We start from the raw sequence: 17044 nt of genomic DNA on the forward strand, positions 1-17044 counted from the left end.
ACGATCCCTCCTCAAGTTTCCTTTCCATCCTGCGTATCTCGGATCGCCCGCGCGACCTCCACGTTCAGATGTCCCTGCTTAGCTCATGAAATCTGCACACTTGTTGAACGGTAGAACCATCAAAGGCGGCTGCTCACCCTCGCTCTTCCAGTCCGGCGGTTCGGTCCACTTCTTAGCAACAGCTTCGCCCGAGTCAATGCTCACCCGCCAGATAGCATCGCCGGACTGGGTAAACAATGTGATATCCCAGGGGCCGGCCCGCGGAACGACGACCACGCCCTCCTTGCCCGCCCATTCGATCATCCTGCGGAGGTCCGACCAGTTCTCTGGCCGATGCACTCCGGTCAACTCTTGGTTGTCAAGACGCTCGCGAACCCACTGAGCCGCGCCCGTGGTCTCCGCACCGATATTCGGAGTAAGCCGCAGATCAAGCGGGAAACGAAGCCCGACCAAGTTCATCGCAACTTGCCGAGCGGACTGAGCGGTCTGAGCGGCCTCACCAAGCAGTCCGACCAGCGACCTTACGCTCTCCGGAATACTCGACGATTTCGGAACGACTTCTGCCGCAGCGAGAAAATCGGTGTAGCCGCCCTCGGCATCGGGTTGTCCGATCCGCTGCGCCAGCCGGCGAAGTTCCTCCGGCGGGAGGACACCACGACCCAGATCCGATTGAACGTCGATCGCTACGCCGTCGGCGTCGAGCACCGGGCCACCCATGATGTGACCTGGTATCGGCGCATCATAAAATCCGTGATTGTGCAGCAATTCATGGACATACGCCTCTGGAGGTGAATCCGGCAGCCAATGGGTCTGATCCATCGGCTGAGGCCACGAGACCACTTCCACTGACAAATGCACATCCGGACCTGGGTTTCGCACCAGTTCCACCCGGAATCGCAACCGGTCTCCGGTGCCCGGCAGCCGATTCTCCGGCGCGCCGTTCAGCCGTTCCAACCCCGCCTTAAGAGCATTGATCATTCCTTCGCCCTGGTCCCCGGTCAACCCACGTTCATCGTCGATGAACACACGCGTCGTCAATTCGGTGATCCACTCCTCGCCGGCCCGACGGTCTCGACCCGTGCGCGCCGTGTCTCGGTGCGACCGGAAACGCCGTACCTCGAAGCTGGACCGGACGAGATCCTCTCCCCGCCCGTTACGCGAGACATCGCCCCGATGCCCTGCAGAGGTCTGTTTCCGGTCCGTGAGAGAACCGGGATCCTCGGGCCGCTCGACATAGAACCAATCGTCGCGTGGCCACCTTTCGAAGTCGACCAGCCGGGGAATCGCCGACGAGACTCTCCGCACCGATGCCCGGCGCACGACAGCTTGGAGCTCGGATAGCCTTCTCAGGTGCTCACCCATCACCCGTTGCCCGGACCTGGGTAGACCTTGGCGGTAGGCCTCGGCGGTAGCCCGCACCCTCAGGATCGCGGTATCGGCTATCCGCGCGTCCGGGCTGCCTTCGATCACCACCGCCATCACTCGACGCAATACATCGCTGGCGTCAGCGACATCCGCAGCCACGGCTTCGCCATCCCGGGCCGGTAGCGAGAGTAGCCCATTCAACGTCTTGGCAGTGAACTCACCCACGGGATCGGAGATGAATTCCTGCAAATGGGCCAGCGGAGTGAGATGGTCCGCGAACTCATACACCTGCTCCGAGAATTCGGCAACCTCTTCGAAAAGGTCAAGCATTTCCGATCTGGAGTGCCTCGCAAAACCGATTCGACGGATTTCCAGCAAGGCGAGCGGGCGATCGAGGGCGCCGCCATTGATGTCCGGCTGACTGAACGCCGGATTCATGGCAAGCGCATCCTTTTGTGTCATGACCCGGTCCGGCCAATCACGAATTGCATTATCAAGATACAAGCCGGGAGACAATCCGTTGGATCGAAGCAGATCGAGCAGTCTCTCAGGCATACGAATGTCCACGCCCAACGCGCGAGCCACCTGCTCGTTTCGCCTGATAAAGAATCTGGCAAAGCGGTCCTTGATGGTGGCCTGATAACGATCGAGAAATTCCTGAACAACAAAAGGAAGTAGCCCCCTCAGGGCGCCAAGATCAGTCCGACTAGCGACCGGCGTGAGGTTCTTTTCTACCTCTTCCGCCGTCAACCCACCGCGGATGAACGCGCTGATCTGCGTATAGACCAGTGCTAGGTAACCCTTGAGCGCCACAGTCTCCGCGTTGACGAAGCGCGAAAGGTCGCGCAGGCCCTGCACCGCGATGGGCTGCGTATTCAGAAAAGTATCGGCCATGTACTCGCCGAAACTCAGCCCATGATCCAGCTGATTGCGATCTGACACGTCGATCGTCCGCTGCCCGTCATTGAGCCAGGTGAGGAACTTCTCCAAGCCGCCAACAGGGACGCCGACCGTAAACTGGGTGTAGAGACGTTCGCTTTCGATCCTCTCGACGGCTGTTGAGGCCGCAATCGACGAGATCCTTGCTTGCCGCCCCAACTCGGTTAGAGAAAGTCCGGAACTCGTCGGCAATAAGCGACTGAGAGGGATTCCAGCGTACAATTCCTCGGCCCATTGTGGTACATCGCGGAGGTGCCGAATCGTGGCGTCGAGCTTTGACGCCATATACGCCAACGGCATCCGGCCTTCATCGCCAGCCAAAGTCTGCACGGGATCTGAAATTATCTCCAAGATTTTGAACGATCTTTCGATCGCCGTACTCGATCCGGAGGATCGTGCGGCCTCCTCATCGAAATACGGTCGCCCATCATCCCCAACCCAGTACCGCGTACTGTCGACGGTGAGCTTCAAGCCTTCGCCGGTCGCTAGCACGTCACCGATCGCTACCGAAACCTGGCTAGGGAACGAGACTATTCGCCGCATTTCAATCTCGGTGCCGACCGCTCCGCCACGGAGGCGGCCGAGGTTCCCGGTCTTGATGAACTCCACAATGCGGGCGGTCAGCTGCACTGTGCCCGCGTTCCACCAGGAAACGAGCTCCTTGTCACGAGCGTCCAGGATTCGTTTGGCTGTGGTCGGCCGGTTGACGAGGCGTAACTGCTGCTGCACCGAGTCAATCAAAGCCCGGTCAGCTTCATTTGTTACGTCGAACACCGGCTGTGTGTCGATGTCAATGATCGCACGATTGGTCGGGGCGCCATCGCGCGACAGGCGCTGCACGTGCACCGCCAGTCGGTCACGGTCAATGCCTCTGTCATTCAACGCGGCAGCCAACGCCGGGACGATACCATCGAGCACTCTTTGCGCGTGTTGTGCTCCGTGTGCGCCACCATCTGTAATCATCAGCAGCTCGATCGGGCTGTCGGCCGCCTGGTCGACCACCTTCTTGACAACATCGTGAGGCAAGGGCAGCTTCACGACGTCATTGCCGAGGACAATCATCGGCATCAGAGATAGGCCGGGATTGCCGCCCTCGGCGCCGGACTCCCCGGCCGACTGGGCCAGCGCCTCAATCTTGGGCCTGGTCGGCGGGTCTACCGGATTCGCCGCTGGCGAAACGCCTTTCGCCAGCTTCTCGCGGCGGGAAACACCCGACGCGTCCTGCTCAGGCGGTCTGGGTAACGGCCGACGCCGAAGTCGAGATGCGAACTCCGCATCCGGTTCAGTGACCGGGTCCGCCGGCTCCCCGACCGCAGGCGCTGGCTCGAGCTTTGTGGCTGTCGTATTCGACAGCAGTCTAGCCCGCACGGCTGACTCGAAAATTTCCGCAATGGTGTCAGGACGCAGCAAAATACTCTCGCCCGTGGCCGGCAGAACTCTCCAGTGGAACCTGCCCTCCGGATCCGCCACGGTGACGTCCCAGCCGGATCGCGACGCCAGCTCCGAAGAGCTGAGCCGCTCCGCGACCGCATCCGCGGTTTCGTCGCCCGCCTCGTGCCCGCCGAGGGCCGCGGGCCGGATCAGTTGCAGCCCGTAGCCCGTAGCAATACTGTAGTAGAGTTCCTTGAGCCGAGTGCTGCTTTGGTCGAGGACTAGGAATCCTTTCAGAAAACCGGTCGCACTACGAGCGTGGAGATTATCCAGCACCTCTTCGACTTGTCGTATGTCGACGTGGGCAATGTTGACGACGACCACGTGAAGCTCTTGCCCAGTTTCGGTTTTTGTGGTGAACGTTGTGATCGCCGGGATCGAATCCGGCGCAGTCGTATCAGTCGGGGGCACCGACTGGACCACCTCTTCCGCCGGGAAAAGTGTCTGCTCCGTCTCTGGTACGGCTTCGAGTGATCTCGCCTCGTATTCGGTCGCCAGCGATACGAGCTCCAGAGCCACAACACCGACGATGTCGTCTGGAAGCGTCTCGGCACCCCACTCCGGTGGGTTCGCGCGGAGGTGCTCATCTAGCAGAAACTTGGTTTTGCCGGCTGGCCACACGAAGTTGGAGCGGGTCAGCTTCGGAGTGACCTGCTTCAACAGCTCGGCCCGGTGGACGCCCTCGTCGACGGGCATGTCTTGATCCTGCCGGACAACATCGTGGGCGAGGGCTTCGATAAGGCCGTCGACCGCGCTGGTCCGGGACAATTTGTGAGCCATCGTCACGCTAATCCGCCGGCTGACCCGGGCGGCAAGGTCGGACGGTACGTCACGACCCTGCTGCATCAAATGGCTCCGCACGCGTTCTACGACGGGGGGAGCGGCCGCCTCGCCCGTGGTGTCGTTCGGCCGGTAACGGATGCTGGCGAAACGCACGCCAGGTACGCTGAGGTCGACTTGGGCCAGCCCGCCGCTGGAATCGAGCAGCAGAAAAATCTTCGGGCTCTCAAGCAGTCGCGCGGCGAAACGCTCTCCGTCCATGCGGATGAAGGTGGGATTGCCCTGGTTCTCGGTGCCGACGGCTAAAGTCACTGTCGTGCCGAACCAGACCAGCGTCACCGCGCCGACGCCCAGCGAGTCCAATATCTTCAGGTCGCTTTGCTGATACCGGGCGTCCATCCGCGCGGCCCAGGCCATCGCTGGTGGCAGCTCTTCCTGCTCCGATGGCCTATCGAGCTCTGCGCGGCTTTCGGTGAGCAACATCTCGAAAAACATCCCGGCACGCCGCAGTGGTATGCCCTGGGTGGGTACCCCCTTCCAGGTTCGGGTGGATGCCGCTGTCATGAAGTTACGGACAAGGTTGACAGCGCGATCGGCTGCGGCCGGGGTCGGCAGAACCACCGTTCTAACTTCGCGGCCGTGCTCATCGTAAGCTGGATTCAGGTGTGCATCGTTCTCCGCGAGCGCGCTCAGGTCAACGATCCATTGACTTGACTCGGTAGCGTCGAGGCGTCGGACGAAGCGGGCCGGCACGGTGACCTCGATGGCGGCTGTTCCGCTTATCTGAGCGGTGGCCAGCGGGATCAAGCCGACGGGGTGATAATTCAGCAGCTCGGCGAACCGGTCCAAAGTTGTGACGCCGGACGGCAGGGCGATCCAGCCCCGGACGGCATCGCTGCGGTTCGGCGGGGCTGCGGCCAGCGCACGCCGAATCGTCAAGGCGTCATAACTGGCTCGGTCGGTGAGTTCGCCATCAAGCAGCGCGTCGACGGACCGCTTTTCATCGGCGACCCGGCCACCGATAAACCGCCCCAGCACAACCTCTAGCGGGTTTTTGCGGGTGTCAATCTGATACCCGCGGTCACCTGATCTTAATACCCATAACCGTGGCCTTTCCTCACTTAGCACATGAGCCTTGGCTGAGAGCTTAACGACGAAACGGTTGTCAACCTCTCCGCGAATCGGTTCCGTGAAGACCACGATCGGACGGCGCGCGCCGGTGTCCGCGAGCCGCTCCGCATAGGTGGCTGCGGAGACTCTTACACCGTCGATCGTCAGTACACCGTTTTTCACCTGGGTGGGCTCGATGGTCAGAAGTTCGAGCACATCGGGCGGCAGGGTGTCGAGGATGGACCAATCCAAGCGCGGCGTGAGTGGCACGGCGGTCAACATGACCGGTTCTCCCTGCCCTGCCGCGGCCCGATGCCGATTGACCCACACTCGGGTTCTGCCGTCGCCTCGCCAGTTTGGTGCGCGTACCACCGATACTGACAGCTTTGGCGCGTCCTCCGTGGCAGGAAGCCGCACGACAGCGGGTTCCAGGCCCCCACGGAAACGGACTAGAGCGGTCGGACGGTTGTGGTCGCGGGACACCAGTTCTCGGACAGCTTCAGTGTTTAGCCACAGTCGGGCGGCGTCCATGATCTCGACCGGAGTCGCACCAGTCCGGACCGGCACTCGCCGGGTGGTCTCACTGTGAGACTCCACCGCGGTGCCGGTTCCCTCGGCGTAAGCCGGTAGCTCACCAACTAACTGCTGTTCGATGGCTAGGCGAGCTAAGTCGGCCGTGGTCACTTCCGGATGAGCGGTGTGCCCTGCGACCCGCGACCGCAGCTCGGCGAGGAGCGGGTCAAACGCGGCTGTACGGACTTTGCTGAGGGCTTGGTCCAGCCCCCCGGGCATAGGCTGAACCTCTATTGTGCCCGGGATGACCGCCGCCCACTCCTGAGTGCCTGAGTCTTTGGTGATCTCCAGCAATACGCGGTGGGGGCTCATCCCGCCCTGGAGCCGATTGACGAAGAGTAGGCGCGCGATCTCGCGTACATACCGGATTACAAAAGCCCTCGGTCCCCCCAGGCGCAGAACCAGAACTGTTTGATCGCCCCATAAATCGCCTGCGTGGGCGGGGATGTGCTCCATGACAAACCGTCGAGGGCTGACGGGGCTACCGCCGGCGACGATGGCGGCGGGGAATTCCTGCTCCCTAGCCCCAGGCGGGACTCCAATGGCGACGGCGTCGACCAATGCGACAACCACAATGGTATTCGGCCGGACCAGCGACTCATCTGCGGTGCGCATCGGCGCATGGATGCTGGACCGGTAGATGAGTGTGCCGTTGGATGACTTGTAGAGGAAGTCGGCCGGTGCCGAATCCATGCGCGCTGTGAGTACTGCCCGGACGCGGTCAAGGCGCTCTCTGATGAGCTGTGGGCCCTCATCGGTCCGGGCCCTGGAGTACATGGCCGTCGCGTCGGGCGAGTCTGGCCCGTACGAGTCGGCGATTTCGAATGCTAGAGATGACTCTTGCACGTCCAGCGGTGTGTACCTGGGCTGGCCCGTGAGGAGCTCAAGCTCGATGGCGGCCGGCTTCGCCGGATCGATCGTGCTTCCTGCGCTCAAGTCTGCCGGGACTGGGCTGTCCAGCCGCAGGTCCTCGACGGTCCGATCGAGGAATCTGGTGAGTCCCTCTGCGAGGTCAGCGCGGATCCGGTCGTTGTTCGCCTGAAGAAACGCCCGAGCGCCCCTGGCGGTGTAGTACTCGGGAGCCCTCCAATCCCGGGTGTCAAAATCATCGGCCGTCGGGTCAAGCCCATCGATAACGCTGGACATGGGAAGCAGCGACCGCAACGGAAGCTGCTGGAGGGTGCCTTCTGCCGTCGCAGCGGCCTGCATGAAAATTAGTTGGACAATGCCGCGGACGATCGCCACCGACTCGATGTCCGTGAGATCGGGCATGTCGCGGGAGGCGACCTGCACACCGGCCAGCCGTCGGGAGAACCTGGCCGCCTCGCGTTGTCCAAACCGCCCGGCGGCCGCGCGCAGTCGCTCGCCCGCATCGTCCACACCCCACTCGGGAACCCACAATGGCCGCTGGTCAAGGAGGATGTAGAGGCGGCTCAGCGCGATCGTCACCGGCGTCGGCTCGATCCCGGTGACCCCGGCCGCAGTCGCAGCTGGGTCGTCCGCAGGGATGGTGGGCAAAGGCTGCGAGCCGGAAGCGGTCGGGTCGGTTGGCCGCCGCGATGGGACTGCTCTCGGGCCGCCTGGATGACGCTCGTGGGACTGCGCTGTGGCACGGCCTGGTCCGGACCCGCCGAGTAGCCGGCCGGTCTTGCCGCCGTTGCGGATGTGGTCGGCAGTGCGGGTGGCGAGCTGGCTCAAGTTGTCGCCGGGCATGGCTGCCACGAGCGTGTCGCGAGCCTGGAGAATCTTCGCCGATGGCTCCGGACGGTCACGGCCGAGCCGATGATTCACTTCGGCGATCAGGCCGGCGTCCTCGCTCGTGAGCGGTTTTGGCACGGTCCTCTCTGGTCGGGGGGCGACCAGATCGGCGGCCGACAGGGCCCCGCGGTGATCGGTCGGCGCAGTGCCGTCCGCACTTTCGATCCGCCAGCCGGTTGGCGAGATCACGTAGTCACCGGTCCGGGTTACCGTGATCGGCTCGTCGAAAAGCGATGGGGCGGGTTCGAGGGTGTGCAGCCCGAAGTCATGGGCCAGCGTCCGGTAGTCGTCCGCTGGTGACGCGACCCGCCCGTGCCACACGAATAGTCCCTGCACCGGGCGGAGGTCCGACAGATACCTCTCGACGGCCTCGACCCCAGGCACCTGATCACCCACGGTAACCACGACGTTGTCGCTGGCGCCGAAATGGCTCAAGCCGCGACCGACGGCGGATGCGGCCGCCACCTCCGGGCCACCGAAGTTGGGGGCGGGAATGCCACCGGGCGGGGCCGCGAGGGTCTCCGCCGGACGCTTGATGACACCGCCTGACCCGGTGTTGGGGTCGAGGGCGATGATCCGGTCGACATTGTCGACCACGACTCGGACTGATCGGCCCAGGGATGCCGTGACGCCCTGCTCCGTGAGTTGGGAGATCTGGGCGCCGGCCGAGGTCAGGGTCTCGACCAGGATCAGGCCGCTATCGTTGCGCTGAACCAGAATCAGGTGCTCGGGGTCCTCGTCGCGCTGGTCCCAGAGCACGGTGACCGTGCCGGGCGCAAGACTCCAGAGAACGTCGGCTGCGCCGTCACGCCACTCGCCGTCGAGCGCTTCGGCCAGGGCCGGGGCTGACCAGTCGAGACGAGGTGCCTCGACCACGCGGGCCATGCTGAGAACCTCGCCGACACGCTGGGCGCTGTCGACGGTGTGACCGTCCCAGGGCGACAGCGCGGCCAGAGCGGGCGCCAGCCATGGGGCCACGTCGCGTCGGTAGATGCCCGCGAGGCTGGCCCTGGCGGAACTGGTCAGCTTGGGGCGCCGGTCGGTGATGCCGTCGAGGAGGTCACGCAACCGGCGGGCCGTTGCCGAGCGGGTCGCCGCGCTGCTCAGGGACTCGACCAGTGCCGGCCCCTCCGACATCATGTCGATCTCGGTGAGTAGTGCGGCGGCGCCCCACCCGGCCGTCTCCGCCTGCGGTAGATCACGTGGCGCGGCGCTGGACAGGCGCAGCGTGATTTGCGGCAGGTGCAACCGGTCATCGACGTCGGCCCGGACGGGGCCGGTGCGGCCGGAAAGCCGTTGGCCGGCCGATGTCGTCTCCGGGTCGAGTTGCTCACGAAGCAATTCGCCGAGCGAGCTGGACTGGACCGCCGTCTCCCAGATCGAGCTGTCGCCCACCTGGGCAAGGGTCCGCTCGAAAATCTTTCGGATGACATTCTCGTGCGTGGCCAGGAAGCTGCGAACCTCCGGACCCGCCATGGCCGCTACCACGGTCATCGGCTCGCGGGCGACTACCGGCGGGGCCTGCTCCGGGTCCATGGCCGCCTGTAGTGCCAGGTAACTCAGCGCGGCGATCTCCACCAGGGTGGCCAGCGGCGACGAGACGGTGACCTCCTGGTCGGGAATGTCCGCGGCGGTCACCGTGACGCCAGGTTTGTCGTTGAGGTAGTGCGCGCCGACCGCGTACGCAGCATCAAGAGCGGCCGGCTGCTCGGCGAGCACCGTTTTGAGTACCGGCAGTACCCCGCCTCCGAGCGGGACGCGAACCTCCGCCGCCGCCTCGCCGGCCTCGCCGGCCTCGCCGGCCTCGCCGGCCTCGCCGGCCTCGTGGACGGCAAGGTCACTGTCCTCGACCACGGTGATCTGGGCGGTCAGTGACTCGTCGCGGGTTCCGTTGACGATCTTGTCGGCGACCTCACGTGCGTCCGCTGGACTATAACCGAGCGCCCTGAGCCGCTCGATCAGGTCGCGATGCAATACTGTGACCTTCTCGCCGACGACGTTCGCGGCGGGCATCACACGGCCGTCCCTTGCCGTCTCGGCCAACCAGACCGCCAGCGCGTCGGAGGTCGCTGGACGCTCAGTGGCGGCATCGAACAGCAACGACCCCGGCTGGTCGAAGGTGACGGCTCGGCGGCCCAGCCCGCCCTCGAGGGTGTGCTGGCTCGTCGCGGTGAACATCTTGCGGACCTCGTACGGGAGGTCGACCATGCTCCACCGGTCGGTGCCAGAGTCGTGGAGCATGTCGGTGACTTCGCGGATTCCGCCGAGCTGATCGCGCAGCAGGCGCATCAACGCGGGCCAGAGCAGGTCCGGCCGCTCGCTTTTCGACAGCGCGCGACCGGCAACGGTGAGGTCGAGGCTGGCGTTGTCTTGCGCGCGGATTCCGGCCAGGGCGACATCGAGCAGCTCGAGCTGGCCCGCCCGGTCGTCGAGCGGGACCGGCAACTCGCCCGTCGAATCGGCATAGCGATGTCCCTCCATCCGCGCGCGGACAAGTTCGTACGTTGTCGCCAGCTCGTGGGTCTTTGTCAGTTCGCCATGGATCAGCCAGTGCCCGCCGTCGGCGACGGCGAACCCGGCGTCGGACTTCAGGTCCAGCCGCGCGGACGGCTCATAGACGCGCAACTGATGGAGTGGACGACCGAGTGTGTCCGAACGTGCGGCCAGCTCCCGTCGCAGACTCGCGCCGATCCCTGTGCTCGAGATCAGCGTGATTGAGCTGAGCACGTCGCCCTCGCGCGCGAACGCGGGGTCGGCCAGGATCCGCATCGCCACGGCCGCCGCGGTTTCACCTTCGGCCGCCTTCACGCCAAGGGTGTGCTTGTCGCCGGCCCAAGGCGCGGTGACATCAATGTGGCCGGTGCGGCCGAACAGCCGGGTGTGCGCCTCGGCGCAATCGCGCAAGCGCTCGGCGAGATCCGGCAGCAGCGGCTCGCCAGCCGTTGCGGTGGCGCCGCCGCCGGTTCGGCCCCCAAAGTTGGCTTCCCTCAGCATGGTCGTCCTCTCAGCGTTCCGCGAGTTCGTCGTCTGGCTCGATCGCCATCTGGACCAGCAAGGGCGGGTGGCCGCGGCGCACCAGGGTGCCGCGGCCGGGCGGCTGCAAAGCCGCCCGCAGTCCGCCGAGGAGCGTTCCCTCGCGGGGATCGCCGGACAGCAGCAGGCCGTCGGCACCGATCTCGATCGCCTTGCCGAGCACGCTGGCCCCGGTCAGTGCCCGGGCCACGCCGGCCGTGCGGTGCGCGGCGACCACATGAAACCCGAGCTCGCGGGCCCGGGCCAGATACGGCAGCACTGGTGCCAGCGGCGAGACGCCGCCGGGCCCCACCATGTCCAGGTCGTCGACGACCAGATACAGCTCGGGTCCGGACCACCAGGAACGTTCGCGTAATTCGCGGGCCGATACGTTCTGCGGCGGCCGGCGCGACTCCAGCGTCTCGGCCAGCGCTTTGGCGTAGACCTCGGCGGCCTGTTCGTCGCCGGCGTAGGCGCCGATGTAGCCCTCCGGCACCACGTCGACAAGGCCGCGCCGGTAGTCAACGATCATGAACCTGGCGTCGTCGTCGGGCACCGAAGCGGCAACGGCTCGCATGAACGTACGCAGGGCATGAGTCTTTCCCGAACCGCTCTCCCCGATCACCGCGAAGTGCGGCTGGTCCTTGGTCAGGTCCACGACTACCGGGGCCAGGTCGGCCTCGTCCAGCGCGACCGCTTTCGGGTCGACCGTGGCCAGATCCCGGGCCAGGATTCGCTCGGGCAGCATTCTGACCTGTGGGGCGCGGGCGCCCCGCCAGGTCATCGCGATCCGGGCCAGCAGTTTGGCCTGGGCCTCGGACAGCCCCCTCACCAGTTCCGTCTCACCGCTCGTGCGCGGCAGCGCTACCTGGAAGAAGGCACCGGGCGCGACCACGCCGCGGCCGGCCGGCGCGGTGCTGAGCTGCCGGGCCAGGGCGCGGCCGACCTCCGACTCGTACGGATCGTTGAGCCGCAGTTCGAGCCGGCCACCGATACTGTCGCGCAGGTTGGCCCGGACCTCGACCCAGCGGTTGGCGGTCACGATCACGTGTACGCCCACGCCCAGCCCGCGCGAGGCCAGCTCGACCACCTGCGCGTCGAACTCCTCCGACTCGCCGCGCAGTGCCGGCCAGCCATCGATGATCACGAAAAGGTCGGCGGCGCGGGTGCCGGGCGGCAACATGCCGGTCTCACGGCGCTGCCGGAACTCGGTGATCGAGCCGATACTTTCGTCCCGGAACAGCTGCTCGCGATCGCGCATGAGCCGGCCTGCCTCGGCCAGCATCCTGCGCGCCCTCGTCGGCTCGAGCCGAGACGCTACACCGGTGACGTGCGGGACGTCGGCGAACGGCAGCAGCGTGCCACCACCGAAGTCGATCACCGCAAGCTGGGCCTCGTCCGGTGTGGCCGTCAGCATGATCGACAGCATCAGGGTGCGCAGGAACATGCTCTTGCCGGACTGCGGCGCGCCGACCAGCGCAACGTTGCCGGCCTTGCCGCCCAGATCCAGGATCATCGGCTCCTGCCGCTGGTTGAGCGGCAGATCCGCCACCGCCACCGGCACCTGCAGCCCACCCAGAACCGGCCACAGCTCGGCGTTGAGCCCGCGCTCGGGCGAGTCGGCGATCGGGCCGAGCAGGTCGTCCAGCGGCACCGCCGGTGGAAGCGGCGGCAGCCACACCTGGTGCACCGGCTGGTCGTGGCCTTGGAGCCGGTCGACGACCACGGCCAATTCCGTACGCGCGTCCAGGTCCACCGGCGCCGCCGGCTTGGCCGGCGACTCGGCCGTCACTGCCTCCGCACGCAGCGTCAACGGCACCAGCGTCACCTCGCTGTGGCTGTCGGCAGCCGCGATCTCGGCCGGCACGTACGGCCCGGACACGTGGGCCACCCGGAACCGGCGGTATTCGGTCTCGCCGACCTTGAGGAACGCCGATCCCGGCACCGGCGGCAGGTGGTAAGCGTCCGGGGTGCCGATCACCGCCCGGCTCTCCGCCGCCGAGAACGTCCGCAGGCACAGCCGGTAGGACAGGTGCGATTGGAGCCCGCGTAGCCGGCTCTCCTCCAAGCGCTGCGTGGCCAGCAACAGGTGCATGCCGAGCGACCGGCCGACCCGGCCGATCTGCACGAACAGGTCGATGAAGTCCGGGCGTCCGGACAACAGCTCACCGAACTCGTCAACGATGATCAGCAGATAGGGCATCGGCTCCAGCGGCCGCCCGTCGGCGTCGGTGCCGCCGGCCGCCTGCCGGATCTGGTAGTCGCGGACCGAGTCGACGTTGCCTGCGTCGCGCAGCATCTGCTGGCGGCGTTGCTGCTCGCCCTCCAGCGCGGCCCGGACCCGGTCCACCATGGCCAAGTCGTCGGCCAGGTTGGTGATCAGGCCGGAGACATGCGGCAGCTCGGTGACGCCGGCGAACGTGGCGCCGCCTTTGAAGTCGATGAGCACGAAGCTGAGCAGTTCCGGGCTGTGCTTGGCAGCCAGGCCGGCGACGAGCGTACGCAGGAGCTCACTCTTGCCGGAGCCGGTCGCACCGACCACCAAACCGTGCGGGCCCATACCCCGCTGCGCCGACTCCTTGAGATCCAGCAGGACGGCTTCGCCTTCACCGTCCACACCGATCGGCACCCGCAGCATGGCGTCGTCGGCGGGCTCGACGCGACCCTGGCGGGGATCCAGCCGGCCGACGTCGGCCACGCCCAGCATCTCCGGCAAGGTGGTGATCCGCGACAGCACCGGCTCCCGGTCAAGCGAGAGCCGCAAGGGTGTCAACCGGCGGGCGATCGACTCGGCCAGCTCCGGGCCGATCCGGTCCGCTCGCCCCGCCTCCACCGTGCCGAACCGGTCGGCCTGGCCAGTGAGCACGAGTGTCCCGTCCGGCTCGACGGTCGCCCGGGCGTCCACCCGGCTCGGTTCGACCGCCCGGCGCTCGCTCAGGCTGACCAGCGTGATGCCGAGATCCGGACCCGCCTCGGCCCACAACGATTCCAGAACCGGCGAGCGTGCCCACGAGACGTCCGGGCGGTAGCCGTCCAGCACCACGATCAGCCTCCGGGCAGCGGACGTGGTGGGTCCGAACCCGATCCGGCGGTTGCGGTTCTCGTCGCGGGCTCGGTCTCGCTCGCGTTCCAGGAAGTCGGACAGCAGCTCGAAGTCATCGGCGACCAGCGACGTCACACCGGCTTCGGACACCGCCCCGGGCTCGAAGGTGTGTGGAAGCCAGGTCGCCCAGCCCCAGTCGGTGGCGCCGCCGGTGGCAACCGCGATCAGCACATCCTCGGGGGCGTGCAGCACCGCGACCTGGCAGAGCATGGCTCGGGCCAAAGCACGGGTGTCGCCGGGCGTGCCGACCAGGCTGACCACGCCACTGCCGCGCAAGTCTAGCCAGGCAGCCTGCCCTCCGACCGTACGGTTAGCGGCCACCACCGCCTCCGCTTCGGCGACGAGACCCTGGTCGTTCTCGGCCATCGGATCGACCCGGCCGGCCAGGGCGATGCCGCCGCCCAGCGATCCGCGCCCGGCACCGACTCGGACCCGCAGGAAGTCAGGGTCGGCCATCCGCCGCTCCCAGGTGCGGCGGCGCCCGGCGGCCAGCGGTAACAACCGTGCCGGGCTGGGATGACGGATCACCGCGGCCAACCGGGTGGCGGCGGCGAGCGCGCGGGCTTCGTCGCGCACCTCGTCGAGCACCTCGAGGTAGCGTTCACGCTGGCGGCGGGTGGCCGAGTCCTGCGAATGCGTCATCTGCCAGCGAATGGCCACCGTGGACAGCACCGAGAGCACGACGAACCCGACGCCCAGCACGATCAGCAGCGGCTTCTGATACGAAATCAGATATCCGGCCATCGCCACCGTGGAGAACAGCGGCAGCATCAAGGTGAGCCACAAGTTGTTGTTGGTACCGCGCTGCCGCGGCGGCGGAACCGGCACACCGATGCGATCCTCCGGTGGATCCGGGAACGCGACTCTGGCGGGCCGGTGAAAGGCGGTGCGGCTCATGGCGTCTCCGGCAGATCGTCAATCGGCAAAGTCATCAAGTCATCGGTGCTCGCGCTTACCCACGGCCGGGCCTGCCGGCTGTCTGGCCGTCGGCACTCCAGGCCGCGGCCGCAACCCAGTGAGCGGTCATCCATGAACCTCGCCGCAATGGTCGACGGCCGCGACGAAGTCGGGCGGGGCGTGCGTCTGCTCGTACCGGTCGATCTCGGTGACGTGGTACGTGCCGTTCAGGTGGGCCTCGACGACCCGAAGCACGCCGTCGCGTCCGTTATGGATGAAGGCCGCCATGGTCTGACCGGCGGATGACGCGAAGAGCGTCAGCCCGCCCGCGCGGGCGAGCCGGGCCGCAATCTTGACGTCGCGCCACCGCCCAACCGGCCGCCACCCTGGTGCCCGCCTCTCGAACAGCCATGTCGATCCGGTTTCGAATCCGGGCGTCCCGGGGTTTGCGCCCTTGAGTTTGACGCCGATCCCGAATCGTTGTTTGAACACGGCCGTAAGCAGTTCCAACCCATTGGCCGGCTGGTCCTTCACAGCCCGGGCGGTCAGATTGGCGACCCGCTGGACGTCCGGTGGAAGTTCGGCGCCCGTCGACCCGGAGGCTGATGGTTCCGGGCGGCGGTTCAGCGTTGCCTCGGCGGTACTGCCACGGTCGACCGGCTGATTGCTGTCGGCCGGCTGCGAACCTCCGGTGAACGATCCGTCACTGCTGTTCTCGTGAACGCCGCTCCTTGCATCCACACCGGTGTTGGTCATGAATCGGGTACTCCTTGACTTTCTGCCTGTGGTCGGACCCGGAGGTCGGCGTGGTCCGGTTGCCGCCTCCGGCACCGTCATTCGCCGAAAGCCATGGCACCCCCGGCCATTGAGGCTAAAACCGTTGGAGATGTTCCTGCGTGTCTCTGTTCTGACGTTCCTCTACGAGACCTGTCACCTCACCCCGCGCCCACGCGAGGCCTTGAACCCCTTTACGAGACCGGTGAACGGGGACGTTTCGGGGCATGCCTCCGGCCGACAAGAATCGTTCGGTGCCCGAGATTTCAGATGAAACGCTGACGGAGAAACACATGCCGGAACCGTCGCAGGGCGGGGTACGGAGCTCCCGCGGAGGATTCGTCCACGCGTTCACACGTAGCGTTCGCAGGGACCAGAAACGCTCCCCGGTCGGGGCAATCGCGGTCAGCACTCTAGTCGCGGTCATCGTCGCCGCCGTAGTGGTCGGAATGAGTTTTCTACTGAAGGGCCCGGAAACGACTCCAGCCGCAGCCGCGTCGCGCGAACCGGCACCTTCCTCGTCCGCCGGCAGTCCGTCGGGCGCCCCGGCGAAGGGGACAACGGTCCGCACTCAGGGCGACGACACAGATCACACGCAGCGTCTGGCTCAGGTGCCGACGGGCCGTGGCGGGGTTGCGCCGCCGCCCATCCGCGTCGTCGCCCCGCCGGCCGCGACCACCGCCAACACGATCAAGGCTAAGGCGGCCGCCACTGGCTCAACCACAGCCACCAAACCCCCGACCCAGCCCAAGGCCAACACGGTGCAAGCCGCCCGGGCCATTACCGGGGCCGGCCCGATCATCTCGTATGTCAGCAACAAGTGCATCGACGTCACCGACGGCGCGTTCTCGTCCAACCCACAGGTTCAGGTCTGGCAATGTACGGTCGGCCCGAACCAGAACTGGACCTTCTACAGCGACGGCACGGTCCGAGCAGGCGGCCGATGCCTGGCCGTCGCCGGCGGCTCCAGCGCCAACGGTGCGAAGATCGTACTCAACTCCTGCACCGGCAGCACCGCGCAGCAATTCACCCTGAACAGCTCGTTGGACCTGGTCAACAAGCACGCCGACAAGTGCGTCGATGTGACCGATCAGAACACCGCTGACGGCGCCAAGTTGCAGCTCTGGAGCTGCGGGGGCACTTCCAACCAGAAGTGGCACCGATGAGCTGGCTTCCTGCCACATGGATGTAGCACCAACCTGAGGCCGCGGCCCAAGAGCCGCGGCCTCTCGCGGAAGACCTCGGATCAGGCGGAAACGTATAGATCGTTTCCGCCTGTGGTTTCGCCTGGTTCAGAGACCC

4 protein-coding genes are annotated in these 17044 nt (G+C 66.1%); 1 reads left to right on the plus strand and 3 read right to left on the minus strand.

Translation table 11 applies throughout. The features are described 5' to 3' along the window. Positions 1-78: 78 nt before the first annotated feature. From EER30_RS21215 to EER30_RS21225, 3 genes are all read right to left on the minus strand, one after another. Positions 79-10950, minus strand: a complete 10872-nt coding sequence (locus EER30_RS21215; protein ID WP_127502266.1) for a hypothetical protein — start codon at positions 10948-10950, stop codon at positions 79-81. Positions 10951-10960: 10 nt separating this feature from the next. After that, complete coding sequence (gene eccCa / locus EER30_RS21220; RefSeq protein WP_127502267.1) at positions 10961-14968, minus strand: type VII secretion protein EccCa; 4008 nt, start codon at positions 14966-14968, stop codon at positions 10961-10963. A 126-nt stretch (positions 14969-15094) separates the two neighbouring features. Further along, on the minus strand, positions 15095-15724 hold the full coding sequence (locus tag EER30_RS21225; RefSeq protein WP_127502268.1) for a hypothetical protein: 630 nt from the start codon (positions 15722-15724) through the stop codon (positions 15095-15097). 245 nt (positions 15725-15969) lie between these two features. On the opposite strand from EER30_RS21225, the gene EER30_RS21230 reads away from it, so the two are divergent. Further along, on the plus strand, positions 15970-16908 hold the full coding sequence (locus EER30_RS21230) for an RICIN domain-containing protein (protein WP_127502269.1): 939 nt from the start codon (positions 15970-15972) through the stop codon (positions 16906-16908). Positions 16909-17044 lie beyond the last annotated feature (136 nt).

It is taken from the genome of Actinoplanes solisilvae (assembly GCF_003999975.1).
Classification (GTDB): Bacteria; Actinomycetota; Actinomycetes; order Mycobacteriales; family Micromonosporaceae; genus Actinoplanes; species Actinoplanes solisilvae.